The following is a 13,214-nucleotide window of genomic DNA, read 5'->3' as shown; positions in this document are numbered from 1 at the left end:
CTCATGTCGCGATCGTCCCGAGATAGGCCTCTTGCACGGCAGCGTTGCCGCGGATGGCGGCCGGCGTGTCCGAGGCGATGACCTCGCCGTAGACCAGCACACTGATTCGGTCGGCGAGGCCGAACACCACGCTCATGTCGTGCTCGACCATGAGCAGCGTCTTGCCCTCCGACACGCCGCGAATCAGCTCGACGGCGGCGTCGGTCTCGCTGTGGCTCATGCCGGCGGTCGGCTCGTCGAGCAGGATGATGTCGGCGCCGCCCGCGATGGTGATGCCGATCTCGAGCGCCCGCTGCTCGGCATAGGACAGAAGACCCGCCTGCACGTTGCGGCGGTCGCCGAGTTTCAGCCGGTCGAGCAGCCGGTCCGCCTCTTCGTTCAGCGCCTTCTGGCCGCCCAGCAGGTGCCAGAAGGAATAGCGATAGCCACGCGACCACAAGAGACCGCAGCGGATGTTCTCAAAGACCGTCATGCGCGGGAAGATCGAGGTGATCTGGAAACTGCGCGAGAGGCCGAGCCGGTTGATCTCCTGCGGCGGCAGGCCGGCGGTGGACTTGCCGTTGACGGTGATGGTGCCCGAACTGATCGGAAACCGTCCCGATATCAGGTTGAAGAGCGTCGTCTTGCCGGCGCCGTTCGGGCCGATCACGGCATGGCGCTCCCCACGGGCGATGCCGAGATTGACGCCGCGGATGATCTCGGTGGCGCCGAAATTCTTGCAGACGTCCCGCAGCTCGATGGCCGGCGCGCTCACGATGCACCCGCCTGCCGCCTGGCGTCTTCCATCAAGGCGTCCCATCGCAGGCGGAACGCGCGCGCCTCGCGGCGCAGCCACAGCGCGCCCAGCCCCAGGGCCACGAGCGCGATCCCCCAGGGCAACGGCGATGTGGTGTCGATCGCCCGGCCGGCGATCGCGAAGTGCTTGCCCTGCGCGGCGCCAATGGTGGTGAAGGACGTGAGTTCGACCAGCAGCACGAAGCCCAGCAGGACCATGAGGGCCGGCGGCAGTGCCCGCAGATAGGGCAGCAACAGCTCGCGCAGCCGGCCCGCCCGCCAGATCGGCGCATGCAGGCCGATCAGGCCGACGAGCCCGATCGGCGCATACATCACCATGACGATGAACAGCACACCGACATAGAGCAGCCAGGCGTTGCTGAGCAGGCTGACGCCGCTCTGCAGCAACACCACCACGATGGTGCCGAGGATGGGTCCGAAGAACGCCCCGGCGCCGCCGATATAGACGGCCAGCAGGGCATTGGCTGACTTGGCCGCCGAGACGGTGTCGAAGGTGACGATCTCGTAGATCAGCACGTATAGTCCGCCGCCGATGCCGGCGAAGAAGCCTGCCAGGGTGAACTGTATCCACCGGATCCGCCGCGGGTCGTAGCCGACGAACTGTGCGCGCTCGAAGTTATCGCGCGCGGCGTTCGCCATCCGGCCGAGCGGCGTATGGGTCTGCAGCCGCATCAAGGCGGCGGCGATGAAGGCCCAGGCGAGGACGAGGCAATAGACCTGCCAGGGCGACGTGTAGCGCACGCCAAGCAGGCTGGTGTCCATGACGCGATCGATGGTGATGCCGCCTTCGCCGCCGAAGAACCCCATGAACATCAGCGCAGCCGCGGAAACGAGCTCGCCCAGGCCCATGGTAATCATGGCAAAGGCGGTGGCCCGCTGCTTGGTCGCCAGCCAGCCCAGGACGAAGCCGAAGAAGAGGCCGCCCACCCCGCCGGCCAGCGGCACGAGCTCGGTCGGCAGCCAGATCGTGCCCGCCTTGACCAGGTTGACGACATGGGCGGCGCAGTAGGCGCCCAGCCCGAACAGCACCGCATGGCCGAACGAGAGCAGGCCCGCCTGGCCCATCAGCATGTTGAAGGACAGCGCGAAGATCGCCATGACGCCGATTTCGCTCATCAGCGTCAGCGCGAATCCGGAATGACGGCCCTTCGTCCAGTCGTAGAACAGGAACGGAAACGCCAGCAGGACGACGAGCGCCAGCAGCCACAGCCAGTTTCGGCGAAGCAGGCTCATGTGTCGCGGGTTCCCATCAGGCCGCGCGGACGGAACACCAGGATCAGCACCATCATCAGGAACGGCAGCAGCGCGCCGATTCGCGGCAGCGTCACGGTGAGGATCTCCGCGAAGGGCGTGCTGGCGGTGACGGTGATGCCGAACTTCGCCAGCAGATCGGCGAGCGATACGTCGAAGACGACGGCAAAGGTCTGGATCAGGCCCATGAGGATCGAGGCGATGAAGCAACCGGTCAGCGAGCCGAGGCCGCCGAACACGACGACGACGAAGACGATCGGCCCCATCGTGAAGGCCATGGCAGGCTCGGTGACCTGATAGTTGCCGCCGATGACGCCGGCCAGCCCCGCCAGCGCGGTGCCGGCGGCGAAGACGAGGGTGAAGATGCGTGGAACGTTGTGGCCCAGCGCGGAGGCCATTTCGGGATGCGTGAGCGCCGCCTGGATGACGAGGCCGACGCGGGTGCGCGTGAGCCCGAGCCAGATCGCGCCGAACATCAGGGCCGAGATCAGCAGCATGAAGGCGCGGTACGCCGGGAACTGCGTGCCGTAGATGTGGAACAACGGGAAGTCGAGCAGTTCCGGCACCCGGTACGGCACCGGCAGAAGCCCCCAGGTCATCTGCACGCCCTTCTCGATGATGAGCGCGACACCGAAAGTGAAAAGCAGTTCTGCGATGTGGCCGTGGCGATGCACCCGCCGCAGCCCCCACATCTCGATGGCCGCACCGACCAGCCCGCACAACACGGGCGCGACGATGAGAGCCGGCCAGAAGCCGACGTAGAGGCTGATCGTGTAGGCGAAATACGCCCCCAGCATGTAGGCGCTGGCATGGGCGAAGTTCAGCACGCCCATCATGCTGAGGATGAGCGTGAGACCGCTCGCCAGCATGAACAGCAACATGCCGTAGACGAGGCCGTTGAGGAGCGAGACGACGAAGACTTCCATGGCACCGACCGCCGGAAATGAGCGCCCGCCCCGGTTGGGGCGGGCACCGGATGATCAGCGGGGGCGCTTCATCTTGCAGCTGTTCGGCTGGTCGACGTCCTTGGCGAGCACGGTCGCCGCGGTCGCCCAGCCGAGGCCGGTGTTTTCCGCGTCATACTTCACGCCCTTCTTGAAGGTACCGACGAAGTACTCGCTGATGAGCTGATGGTCGTCCTTGCGCATCGTCGTCTCGAAGCCGAGGAAGTCCCGGATCGTCATGCCTTCCAGCGCATAGGCGATCTTGGTGGCGTCGACGGCTCCAGCCTTGTTGGTAGCCGCCTGGAGGTACTCGAAGATCGTGCGGAAGCCGGCGGCCGAGAAGTCGAACTTGTGCTTCTCGCGGAAGCCCTTGGTGAAGGCCTCGGCCTCCTTGTTGCCGATTTCCGGCGCCACGTTCTCGCCGAAGGACATGACCGACAGCACGCGGCCGTCGCCGCCCGCGCCGATCGCCGTCGGGCCGCCGGCCAGATGGGCGTAGAAGGTGTAGTAGCGCAGGTCTGCACCGGCATCGACGCCAGCCTTGATCAGCAGGTTCATGTCCGGGCCCCAGTTGCCGGTCATCAGCGCCTGCGCGCCCGAAGCCTTGATCTTCGTGATGTAGGGCGAGAAGTCCTTGATCTTGCCGAGTGGGATCAGCTCGTCGCCCACGATCTGCACGTCGGGCCGAAGCTTGCCGAGGTATTTCCTGAGCTCGCGCTGCACCGACTGGCCGAACAGGTAGTCCTGATTGATGAGATAGACCTTGGTCGTGTCCTTGGGCAGGGCGCGGACCATCACCTCGGCCTTCATCGCGGCGTGAAGATCGAAGCGGAAATGCCAGAAGCTGCACTGTTCGTTGGTCAGTTCGGGCGCCACCGCGCCGCAGTTCAGGTAGATGATCCTGTTGTCGGGATTGCGATCGTTGTGCTTGTTCACGCCGTCGATCAGGGCGGCGGCGATGTTGGAGCCGCTGCACTGCATGATGAACGGCATGTTCTGGTCGGTCGCGCTCTTCAGCGCGATCAGCGCATCCGATGGTTGCGACTTGTTGTCGAACGGGACGAGCTCGAACTTCTTGCCGAGCGCACCGCCCTTGGCGTTGATGAAGTCGATGATGTACTGCATCTGCTTCAGGTTCGCGTCGCCCACTTGGGCAAAGGGACCCGAGAGTGGATCGGTATAGGCGACCTTGATCGTCTGCTGCGCCGAGGCGCCGCCCAGTCCGGCGATCCCCAGCACCAGGCCAAGAAGAATGGAAATACCGCTGCGTGCGCGCATGGTCTCGTTCCTTCCCTAGTGGTTGTTTTTTTCTTCTCTTGTTCATTCACTCACTAGTGAATTAACCCGCACGATGCAAGTGCGACCTGCCTGCTTTCCTTGCCGGTTAGCCTTTCCGGCGCGAACAGACCGACAGGAAACCGGCCGCCATGAAGGTCGCCATGCGCTCCTTCACGGCGGCGTAATCGTCCGAGCGGCACAACCCGCCCGACAGCTTGTCGATGCGGCCGGTCTTGGCGAGCGTCAGCATCAGGGCGCCGGTGACGAAGTGATAGCCCCAGAAGATGTCCGCCTCCGCGCACTCGGGCAGGGCCTTCTTGAGCAGGCCGATCAGCCGCAGCACCACCGGATCGAAGTGCTCGTCCATCATCTGCGCACCCCATTCGGGCGTGCTCGCCACCTGGGCACCCAGCGCGCCATAGTTGCGCCAGCCCTCACCGCCTTCGGTATAGAGATCGAGGTCGGTGTCGAGAAAGGCCCGCAATGCGCCTTCCACCGTCGGAGAGTCCCCGACCTCCCGCGCATAGTCGTCGAGCGCCTTCATGCGCCGCTGGCTCGTCACCACCGCCCGCCGCGCGAACACGTCCTCGAAGAGCTTCTTCTTGTCCTCGAAGTAGTAGTTGATCAGCGTGTGATGCACGCCAACGCTCTTGGCGACGTCCTTCAGCGTGACGCCGTAGAATCCATGCCTCGAGAACAGGTACTCGGCGGTATCGAGAATCTGGTCCATCGTCGCCGCGCGCTGCTCGGCCTTCGCCGAACTCCTGCGCCGCATTTTCACTGCTGTAGACAAACTGAAGCCTTTCGATCGGTCGCCGGGTAAACTTCCACGGCAAACGCCCCCTGTTCAACGCCGTGCGAAGCGAGGATAGACCGTTCGGCGGCGCCTCGCACAGGACGGGGCAGAAACCCGAGATCAGGCCGGCTTCAGCAGTCGTACGGCCTCGGTCGAGAGGCCGATCGACACGGGCAGGGTCAGCGCGTCGTCACCGTCGATCTGGACGGGTTGGCGACGCCGTTCGCCGGCGTCGTTCAGGACGGAGATCCGGACCTCGCGGCCCGCGACGACACGATAGCCCTGCGTCCGCGGCAGTGCCCCCAGCAAGAGCGCCACGCCGAAGCGCAGCGCGTGCATCCAGCCCCAGCGCTCGAACAGGCAGACATGCAGCAGCGGGCCGTCGAGCGATGCCTCCGGCGCCACGATATAGGGGCCGGCATAGTGACGGGCGTGCGTCACGATCACCGACGCCGCCTCGTGCGCGACGCCGTCGATCTCCACGGCATACCGTACCGGCCGGTAGCGCCTCGCCTCGATCAGCGAGCGCCAGACATAGGCGACCTTTCCCCAACGGCGCTTCAGGGGCGCACTGACCCCCGCCACCACCTTGGCGTCGAAGCCGGCGCCGGCCATCAGGGAGAAGCAGCGGGGAAGACCGCTCCCGCTGGCCCGGCCTGGATGCATGAGAATCTCGCGGCCGGCCGTGATCGCCCCGGCGAGCGCCGACGCGGTGGAGCCCAATCCGAGTTCGTGCGCCAGCACGTTGGCGGTGCCCAGCGGCACGATGGCCAGCGGCGGCGCCGTAGCGGCGCGGGCGGCAAGCCCGTTCACCACCTCGTTGATCGTCCCGTCGCCGCCGGCGACTGCGATCACACCGTAACGTCCGGCGTCGCATGTTTCGGCAAGGCGGCGTGCATCGCCCGAGGCCGTCGTCTCCACGGTATCGACAGTCCAATCCAGGGAACGCACGCGACGCACCACCGCATCGACCAGACCGCGGCGGCGGCGGCCTGCAGTCGGATTGAGGATGAGGAGCACTGATTTCGCCGGGTGGGTTGCCTGGGCGAATGTCATCGGACTGTCACAACCAATACACCTCCACGCAACGGCTCCCATACACAATCCAATGCGTACCGCGCAATCGCGCACAACATATTTTGTGTCGGTCGACACTTTCCACATGACCGTGCCCTCATCATGACGCCTCGCGAGCGAAACCAGCCGGCCCGCCACAGGGCGATCTTCCTGTCCGACATCCATCTCGGCACGCGCGGCTGTCAGGCCGAACTGCTGCTCGACTTCCTCCGGAAGAACGAAAGCGAGCATCTCTATCTGGTCGGCGACATCGTCGACGGCTGGCGCCTCAAACGCTGGTGGTACTGGCCACAGGCGCACAACGACGTCGTGCAGAAGATCATGCGCAAGGCCCGCAAGGGCACCAACGTGGTCTACATCCCCGGCAATCACGACGAGGCGGCGCGTCAATACTGCCAGCTCACCTTCGGCGACGTGCGCGTCGAGAACGAGGCGATCCACGAGACGCCCGACGGCCGGAAGTTGCTTGTCATCCATGGCGATCAGTTCGACGGCATCGTGCGCTACGCCCGCTGGCTCGCCATCCTGGGCGACTGGGCCTATGCCGCGGCGCTGCGGCTCAACACGATCTTCAACTGGGGCCGCCGCAAGCTCGGCCTGCCCTACTGGTCGCTCTCGGCCTTCCTGAAGCACCGCGTCAAGAACGCCGTGCAGTTCATCAACGACTACGAGAACGCGGTCGCGAGCGAAGCCCGGCGCCGCGGCGTCGACGGCGTCGTATGCGGCCACATCCATCACGCCGAGACGCGCATGATCGACGGCGTGCTCTACTGCAACGACGGCGACTGGGTCGAAAGCTGCACGGCGCTGGTCGAGGATTTCGACGGCCGCCTGCGAATCGTCCATTGGGCGGACGAGGTGGCCCGTCGCGAGTCGCGCCTGCCATTGGCCCCCGTTCAATTGGCCGCGGAGTAGACTCTTGCGTATTGCCATCGTTTCCGATGCCTGGCGGCCCCAGATCAACGGCGTCGTCCGCACGCTGGAGACGATCGCGCGCATCCTTCGTGCCGAAGGCCACGAGGTCGAAGTCTTCGGCCCCGATCGCTTTCGCACCCTGCCCTGCCCGACCTATCCCGAGATCAGGCTGTCGCTGTTTCCCTCCTCGCGGCTCAGCCACATGCTCAAGCTGTTCGCGCCCGATGCCATCCACCTCGTCACCGAGGGACCGCTCGGCTGGGCCGCGCGGGGCTTCTGCCGGCGTCACGGCATTCCCTTCACGACCGCGTATCACACGCGCTTCCCGGAATATGTCCGCGCCCGCATCTTCGTGCCGCTCTCGTGGAGCTACGCCTTCGTGCGCCGCTTCCACGCGCCGTCCTCGGCGGTGCTGGTCGTATCGCCGGCGATCCGCGACGAGCTGGCCGAACGCGGCTTCAGGAACCTCGTGCCGTGGTCGCGCGGCGTCGACATCACCGCCTTCAGGCCGCAGCCGCGCGAGCAGTTCGAGGAGCCGCGGCCGATCTGGCTCTATGCCGGCCGCGTCGCCATCGAGAAGAACATCAAGGCGTTCCTCGAACTCGACCTCCCCGGCACCAAGTGGGTGGTGGGCGGCGGCCCGCAGCTCAAGTCGCTGCAGCGCCGCTACACGAACGCGCATTTCTTCGGCTCGGTCGACACCGATGAGCTTTCGTATCGTTATTCACAGGCCGACTGCTTCGTCTTCCCGAGCGTCACCGACACGTTCGGCCTGGTCATGGTCGAGGCGCTAGCTTCCGGCGTACCGGTCGCCGGCTACCCCGTGCCGGGACCACTCGACGTCGTGACCGATCCCAGGGTTGGCGCCCTCGACAGGGACCTGCGCACCGCCTGCCTGGCCGCCTTCCCGCGCGATCCCGAGGATTGCCGCCGCCATGCGGAAACCTTCACCTGGCAGCGCTGTGCGCATCAGTTCCTGGACACGCTTAAGGTCATTCCCCGCAGCCATTGGCAGCCCTTGCGCAATCGCGTCCTGCCCGACGCCGCCGCGCCCTAGCGACACATGGCAGCCCCTCTCATTGTGGGTTGCAGCCCACCCCCGGGGGAGGGTAGATGCGGCGTCCGTATTCCTGAGGGCAGACCGGCATGGCCATCCAGTACTTCGCCAAGGTGACCGCATCCGACCATGAGGTGCTGCAGCGCACCGTGAAGCACTATCCTCTCAGCTCCTATGCCGACTGGCATATGAAGGAGATGAGCCGCATGGCCGATTGGCGCAGCCGCCGCCATGCCATCAAGATGGTGCCGGTGACGCCGGACGAGTTCGAAGCCTACTGCAAGAAGAAAGGCGTCCCGAGCGACATCATCACCTTCAAGGCCTTCGTCTGCGAGAAGGGCGGCGGCTGATCCTGCCGCCGAGCGCCGGCGCGTAACCGGTTGAAGTCACAAGCGGCCTGCCTACGTTGAAGACAGCCCGCAGGAGACTTCCATGCCAGCCCTCAATCACCTGATCGTCCATGTGAAGGACAAGGATGTCTCGGCCGAGTTCCTGGCCGGTATCCTGGGCATCGAGGCCGGCCCGCAATGGGGCCCGTTCCGCCCGGTGCAGATGTCGAACGGCGTCACGCTCGATTTCATCGGCACGCCCAATCCCAGCACGACGCACTACGCCTTCCTCGTCGATGACCAGGAATTCGATGCCTCGTTCGACAGGATCCAGAAGGCCGGCATCCCCTACTACGCCCACCCCAGCAAGAGCGGGCCCGGCGAGATCAACCATCTCTACGGCGGCCGCGGCGTCTACTTCGAAGATCCCGACGGGCACATGCTCGAACTCATCACCAAGCCCTACGGCGACCATCCGGGTTGATCAGCGGAGCGCGCAACTCCAGTTGCGCTCATGCCTTTCTGCACGGTGAAGTCCGAGCGCCACTGGAGTGGCGCGCTCCATTGAGAAGGAATCCAACATGTCAAAACGCGACGCGGTCTTCCCGGCGAACGGCCGGCATGCGCTGTACGATGCCCACAAATATTCGCCGGCCATCCGCTCCGGCGACCTGCTCTTCGTGTCGGGCCAGGTCGGCAGTCGCGACGACGGATCGCCGGAGCCCGTGTTCGAGGACCAGGTGCGGCGAGCCTTCGCCAACCTGCGCGCTGTACTGGCGGCCGCCGGCTGTACGTTCGACGATGTCGTGGACGTCACGTCGTTCCACACCGACCCCCAGGCGCAATTCGGCACGGTGATGGCCGTGCGCGATGAGGAGATCGGCGAGCCGCCCTATCCAAGCTGGACGGCGGTCGGCGTCACCTGGCTCGCGGGCTTCGACTTCGAGATCAAGGTCATTGCCCGCATTCCTGCGGCGACGGCCTGAGGGGTTCTCACCCGCCGACAGGCTCTCCCGCCTTGATCCACGCCTGGTAAAGCGTCTTCGTTTCGTCGTTGGGCGGGTAGGTGCCGGCGATCGGGTGGCCTTGGCCCACGCGAATCGCGACGAACTTCTCCAGTCGCTCCTGCTCGAAGGAATCGCGCGCCACCTCGTCGGCGAGATGCCGGGGCACGACGATGGCTCCGTCCTCGTCGGCCACGATCACGTCGCCGGGATAGACCGGCACGCCACAGATGCCGACCGGCACCTGCACCTCGACGGGCCGCAGGTTGGCCATGCTGGGTGGAGCGGCAGCGGCCGAGCAGTAGACCGGAAAGTCGAACCTGCCGATCACCGGCGAATCGCGCATCGCGCCGTCGCTCAGCACGCCCGCGAGACCGCGCACCTTGAGACGCAGCGCCAGGATGTCGCCCAGTGTGCCGGAGCGCGTATTGCCCTCGGTGCCGATCACCAGCACGGAGCCCGGCGGCGATTCCTCGATCGCGGTGCGCTGCGCATTCGGTGGATCGCTGGGACTCGGCGCCTTGTCGATGTCTTCACGGCTCGGAATGTAGCGCAGCGTGTAGGCCGGCCCGACGATCCGCGCCGCCGCCGGATTGAGCGGCTTCACGCCATTCACCGCGACGTTACGAAACCCGCGCTTCAGCATCTGCATCGAGACGGTCGCCGTGCTCGCATACAGGAAGTTTTTGATCGTCTCGGCCGACAGCGGTTCGCTGGTCATTGGCGCTCTCCCATCGCAACACCCATATTGTCATCCCGAGGCGAAGCCGAGGGACCTTTGCCTTGATCTTAAAGGTCCCTCGCGACGCTCGGGATGACAATTTTCACTTCACCAAGGCTCGTCGTCAGAGCAACGACCCTTGATTGCCGGCGCCACCGTCACGCCGCTTGGGCGGCGTGGGTACAGGAGCAACAGGCTTCGCCGCACCAGCCCCATCGGTCACGCGCGCGCCCACGCGGCCGTCGCTGAATTCGATGCTGATGGTCTGGCCGCCGCTGGTAGAGGCGGCGGCCAGCACGGGCTGGCCATCCTGGTCTCGCACGAGGGCAAAGCCGCGGTTCAGGACGGAGTGGAAGGAATAGCTCTCGAGCAGCTTCGCGGCTTGATCGACCTGGCGCTGTCCGTTCAGCAGGAGATCGCTGCCGTGGCGCTTCAGGCGATCGCCCAGCTGATCGAGCCGGTCGAAGGCGCGGGCATACTTCTGGAGCGCGTCGCTCTTGAAGCGGTCGACGGCGCGAGTCAGCGCGCGGCCCTCGGCGACCAGCGCCTGTTCCTTGGCGGCAATCACCGCCTGCGGGCTCACGAGCCGCGCGGCCGAAAGCTGGTGCGCGCGGCGCTCCACCAGCTGGCGCGTTGCCAGGGCGAGCCGCTCGCCGCTTACGTCGACCCGCTGCTGGCGCTCCTCGATCAGGCGCCGCGGATCGCCGAGACCGCGCGCAAGGCCGGCCAGTTCCATCGACTGCTCGCGCAGGAGGCGCGTCATGCCGCCGACCAGGCGCTTGGCGTAGTCGAGCGTCTCGGTCATCAGGTCGGCGCGCACCGGGACGGCCATCTCGGCGGCCGCGGTCGGCGTCGGCGCACGGCGGTCCGAGGCGAAATCGATCAGGGTCGTGTCGGTTTCGTGTCCGACAGCCGAGATCAGCGGGATTTCGGAGTTCGCGGCGGCGCGCACCACGATCTCCTCGTTGAAGGCCCACAGGTCTTCCAGCGAGCCGCCGCCACGCGCCACGATCAGCACGTCGGGCCGCGGCACGGCACCGCCTTCGGGCAGTCCGTTGAAACCGGCGATGGCGCGGGCCACCTCGCCCGCCGCCTTCTCGCCCTGCACCGCCACCGGCCAGACCAGCACGTGGCAGGGGAAGCGGTCGCTGAGGCGATGCAGGATGTCGCGGATGACGGCCCCTGAAGGAGAAGTCACGACACCCAAGGTCTGCGGCAGGTAGGGCAGCGCGCGCTTGCGCTCGGGGTCGAACAGCCCCTCGGCCTGCAGCTTCTTGCGGCGATCCTCGAGCAGCTTCAGCAGCGCGCCTTCGCCCGCCAGTTCCAGCCGGTCGACGATGATCTGGTAGCGCGAGGAGCCGGCATAGGTGGTGAGCTTGCCGGTGGCGATGACCTCCAGCCCTTCCTCGATCTTGATACCCAGCCGCGGGATCGTGCCCTTCCAGCAGACGCCGTCGATCACGGCGTTTTCGTCCTTGAGGCGGAAGTAGCAGTGGCCCGAGCGCGGGAACGAGGGTTGGCTGATCTCGCCGCGCACCCGGACTCGCGGAAAGGCCGTCTCGATCTCGCGCTTCAGGGCGAAGGAAAGCTCGGAAACCGAGAATTCCGGGACGTTCGAGGGGGCTGGGTTGGAGCCTGAGGGGGCGTCGAGGTTATCCATCTGGAGCCGAACCTAGCCGCTTGTGCCCCCGGCGCAAACTGTGGTCAAAGCCTCGCCATGCGAATCCTCGTGGTGGGCGGCGGCGGCCGCGAACATGCCCTGTGCTGGGCGATTTCGGCCTCTCCGCTCTGCACGAAGCTCTACTGCGCGCCGGGCAATGCCGGCATCGCGCAGATTGCCGAATGCTTCGATGTCGGCGCCGAGGACATTCCGGGCCAGGTGGCGTTGGCGCAGCGGCTCGCGATCGACTTCGTCGTGATCGCCCCAGACGCCCCGCTGGTGGCCGGCATGGCCGATGCCTTCGCCGAGGCGGGCATCAAGGCCTGGGGTCCGTCCAAGGCGGCCGCCCGCATCGAGGGCTCCAAGAGCTTCACCAAGGAGCTCTGCCGCGCCAACAACATCCCCACCGCCGCCTACGAGCGCTTCACCGAGGTCGGCCCGGCCGAGGCCTATGTCAGGGCCCAGCCCCTGCCCATCGTGATCAAGGCGGACGGGCTCGCGGCCGGCAAGGGCGTGATCATCGCCGAGACGGTCGACCAGGCGGTCGAGGCCGTACGCGACATGCTCTCGGGCAACCGCTTCGGCGCGGCCGGCGCCTCGGTGGTGATCGAGGAATTCATGCAGGGCGAGGAGGCGAGCTTCTTCGCCCTGACCGACGGCGAGCATGTGCTGCCGCTGGTCGGCGCGCAGGACCACAAGCGCGCCTTCGACGGCGACAAGGGCCCGAACACCGGCGGCATGGGCGCCTACTCTCCGGCGCCGGTCTTCGACGCCGCCATGCAGCAGCGCACGATGGACGAGATCGTGCTGCCCACCGTGCGCGCACTCGCCAGGGCCGGCACGCCGTTCCGGGGCGTGCTCTACGCCGGCCTGATGATCGACGCCAAGGGACCGCGGCTGGTCGAATACAATTGCCGCTTCGGCGATCCCGAGACCCAGGTGCTGATGATGCGCCTCAAGTCCGACCTCGTGCCGGCATTGCTGGCCAGCGCCGAGGGCGGGCTGAAGCATCTCGACCTCCGCTGGTCGCCCGACGCCGCAGTCACCGTGATCATGGCGACCAGGGGCTATCCCGACTCCTATCCCAAGGGCAGCGAGATCCGCGGGCTGGACGAGGCCGCGAAGGTCGAGGGCGTGCAGATCTTCCACGCCGGCACCAAGGCCGGCCCGGATGGGAAGATCCTGGCCAATGGCGGCCGTGTCCTGAACATCAGCGCCATGGCCCCGACGGTCGAGGAAGCCCGTGCCCGTGCCTACCGCGCCATCGACCTGATCGACTGGCCCGAAGGCTTCTACCGCAAGGACATCGCCTGGCGGGCGCTCAAACACTCGTAAAGCTGGCATGCGCCCTCCCCCGGAGACGGGGGCGGGAGAATCATCTAGTTTC

General features: G+C 66.3%; 14 protein-coding genes. 6 read left to right on the top strand and 8 right to left on the bottom strand.

The window, feature by feature from the left end; translation table 11 throughout:
* Window position 1: 1 nt before the first annotated feature.
* From Q0Q48_RS10070 to Q0Q48_RS10045, 6 genes are all read right to left on the bottom strand, one after another.
* Window positions 2–754 (bottom strand): ABC transporter ATP-binding protein, encoded by a 753-nt coding sequence (locus tag Q0Q48_RS10070; protein WP_295137035.1) that lies wholly within the window; start codon window positions 752–754, stop codon window positions 2–4.
* Complete coding sequence (locus Q0Q48_RS10065; protein ID WP_295137033.1) at window positions 751–2,028, bottom strand: branched-chain amino acid ABC transporter permease; 1,278 nt, start codon at window positions 2,026–2,028, stop codon at window positions 751–753. The genes Q0Q48_RS10070 and Q0Q48_RS10065 overlap by 4 nt, the downstream gene beginning before the upstream one ends.
* Window positions 2,025–2,972 (bottom strand): branched-chain amino acid ABC transporter permease, encoded by a 948-nt coding sequence (locus Q0Q48_RS10060; RefSeq protein ID WP_295137031.1) that lies wholly within the window; start codon window positions 2,970–2,972, stop codon window positions 2,025–2,027. Before Q0Q48_RS10060 ends, Q0Q48_RS10065 begins: the two co-directional genes overlap by 4 nt.
* 54 nt (window positions 2,973–3,026) lie before the next feature.
* Window positions 3,027–4,268, bottom strand: a complete 1,242-nt coding sequence (locus tag Q0Q48_RS10055; protein WP_295137029.1) for a branched-chain amino acid ABC transporter substrate-binding protein — start codon at window positions 4,266–4,268, stop codon at window positions 3,027–3,029.
* Window positions 4,269–4,374: 106 nt separating this feature from the next.
* Window positions 4,375–5,043 carry a TetR/AcrR family transcriptional regulator gene (locus Q0Q48_RS10050; RefSeq protein WP_295137027.1) on the bottom strand — a complete coding sequence of 223 codons (669 nt, stop codon included), beginning with the start codon at window positions 5,041–5,043 and terminating at the stop codon, window positions 4,375–4,377.
* 141 nt (window positions 5,044–5,184) lie between these two features.
* Window positions 5,185–6,120 (bottom strand): diacylglycerol kinase family protein, encoded by a 936-nt coding sequence (locus Q0Q48_RS10045; RefSeq protein ID WP_295137025.1) that lies wholly within the window; start codon window positions 6,118–6,120, stop codon window positions 5,185–5,187.
* Window positions 6,121–6,243: 123 nt separating this feature from the next.
* On the opposite strand from Q0Q48_RS10045, the gene Q0Q48_RS10040 reads away from it, so the two are divergent.
* The 5 genes from Q0Q48_RS10040 (at window position 6,244) to Q0Q48_RS10020 (ending at window position 9,428) form a co-directional block, all read left to right on the top strand.
* Window positions 6,244–7,056, top strand: a complete 813-nt coding sequence (locus Q0Q48_RS10040; protein ID WP_295137023.1) for a UDP-2,3-diacylglucosamine diphosphatase — start codon at window positions 6,244–6,246, stop codon at window positions 7,054–7,056.
* 4 nt (window positions 7,057–7,060) lie between these two features.
* A complete protein-coding gene (locus Q0Q48_RS10035) occupies window positions 7,061–8,113 on the top strand; it encodes a glycosyltransferase family 1 protein (RefSeq protein ID WP_295137021.1) in 1,053 nt (350 codons plus the stop codon).
* A gap of 89 nt (window positions 8,114–8,202) precedes the next feature.
* On the top strand, window positions 8,203–8,463 hold the full coding sequence (locus Q0Q48_RS10030) for a hypothetical protein (RefSeq protein ID WP_295137019.1): 261 nt from the start codon (window positions 8,203–8,205) through the stop codon (window positions 8,461–8,463).
* Between the two features lie 82 nt (window positions 8,464–8,545).
* Window positions 8,546–8,926, top strand: a complete 381-nt coding sequence (locus Q0Q48_RS10025) for a VOC family protein (RefSeq protein ID WP_295137017.1) — start codon at window positions 8,546–8,548, stop codon at window positions 8,924–8,926.
* Window positions 8,927–9,023: 97 nt separating this feature from the next.
* Window positions 9,024–9,428: a RidA family protein gene (locus Q0Q48_RS10020; RefSeq protein ID WP_295137015.1), complete on the top strand. Its 405-nt coding sequence runs from the start codon at window positions 9,024–9,026 to the stop codon at window positions 9,426–9,428.
* A gap of 7 nt (window positions 9,429–9,435) precedes the next feature.
* Here the strand turns inward: Q0Q48_RS10020 and Q0Q48_RS10015 are convergent, their stop codons facing one another.
* Together Q0Q48_RS10015 and xseA are read right to left on the bottom strand one after the other, a co-directional pair.
* Window positions 9,436–10,167 carry a ribonuclease activity regulator RraA gene (locus Q0Q48_RS10015; RefSeq protein WP_295137013.1) on the bottom strand — a complete coding sequence of 244 codons (732 nt, stop codon included), beginning with the start codon at window positions 10,165–10,167 and terminating at the stop codon, window positions 9,436–9,438.
* A gap of 124 nt (window positions 10,168–10,291) precedes the next feature.
* Entirely contained in the window at window positions 10,292–11,827 is a 1,536-nt protein-coding gene (gene xseA, locus Q0Q48_RS10010) for an exodeoxyribonuclease VII large subunit (protein WP_295137011.1), read from the bottom strand.
* Between the two features lie 57 nt (window positions 11,828–11,884).
* Between xseA and purD the strand changes: the two genes are divergently transcribed.
* On the top strand, window positions 11,885–13,162 hold the full coding sequence (gene purD / locus Q0Q48_RS10005; RefSeq protein ID WP_295137009.1) for a phosphoribosylamine--glycine ligase: 1,278 nt from the start codon (window positions 11,885–11,887) through the stop codon (window positions 13,160–13,162).
* Window positions 13,163–13,214: the final 52 nt, after the last annotated feature.

This window comes from uncultured Reyranella sp., from assembly GCF_945957355.1.
Taxonomy (GTDB): domain Bacteria; phylum Pseudomonadota; class Alphaproteobacteria; order Reyranellales; family Reyranellaceae; genus Reyranella.
The sequence above is the reverse complement of the archived record's forward strand: the minus strand, read 5'-3'. Positions and strand labels throughout refer to the sequence as shown.

Excerpts from the sequence above, each read along its gene's own strand:
- Q0Q48_RS10055 (WP_295137029.1), bottom strand. The coding sequence starts at position 4,268 with ATGCGCGCACGCAGCGGTATTTCCATTCTTCTTGGCCTGGTGCTGGGG.
- Q0Q48_RS10060 (WP_295137031.1), bottom strand. The coding sequence starts at position 2,972 with ATGGAAGTCTTCGTCGTCTCGCTCCTCAACGGCCTCGTCTACGGCATG.
- Q0Q48_RS10020 (WP_295137015.1), top strand. The coding sequence starts at position 9,024 with ATGTCAAAACGCGACGCGGTCTTCCCGGCGAACGGCCGGCATGCGCTG.
- Q0Q48_RS10015 (WP_295137013.1), bottom strand. The coding sequence starts at position 10,167 with ATGACCAGCGAACCGCTGTCGGCCGAGACGATCAAAAACTTCCTGTAT.
- Q0Q48_RS10045 (WP_295137025.1), bottom strand. The coding sequence starts at position 6,120 with ATGACATTCGCCCAGGCAACCCACCCGGCGAAATCAGTGCTCCTCATC.
- Q0Q48_RS10065 (WP_295137033.1), bottom strand. The coding sequence starts at position 2,028 with ATGAGCCTGCTTCGCCGAAACTGGCTGTGGCTGCTGGCGCTCGTCGTC.
- Q0Q48_RS10050 (WP_295137027.1), bottom strand. The coding sequence starts at position 5,043 with ATGCGGCGCAGGAGTTCGGCGAAGGCCGAGCAGCGCGCGGCGACGATG.
- purD (WP_295137009.1), top strand. The coding sequence starts at position 11,885 with ATGCGAATCCTCGTGGTGGGCGGCGGCGGCCGCGAACATGCCCTGTGC.
- Q0Q48_RS10030 (WP_295137019.1), top strand. The coding sequence starts at position 8,203 with ATGGCCATCCAGTACTTCGCCAAGGTGACCGCATCCGACCATGAGGTG.
- Q0Q48_RS10040 (WP_295137023.1), top strand. The coding sequence starts at position 6,244 with ATGACGCCTCGCGAGCGAAACCAGCCGGCCCGCCACAGGGCGATCTTC.
- Q0Q48_RS10025 (WP_295137017.1), top strand. The coding sequence starts at position 8,546 with ATGCCAGCCCTCAATCACCTGATCGTCCATGTGAAGGACAAGGATGTC.
- xseA (WP_295137011.1), bottom strand. The coding sequence starts at position 11,827 with ATGGATAACCTCGACGCCCCCTCAGGCTCCAACCCAGCCCCCTCGAAC.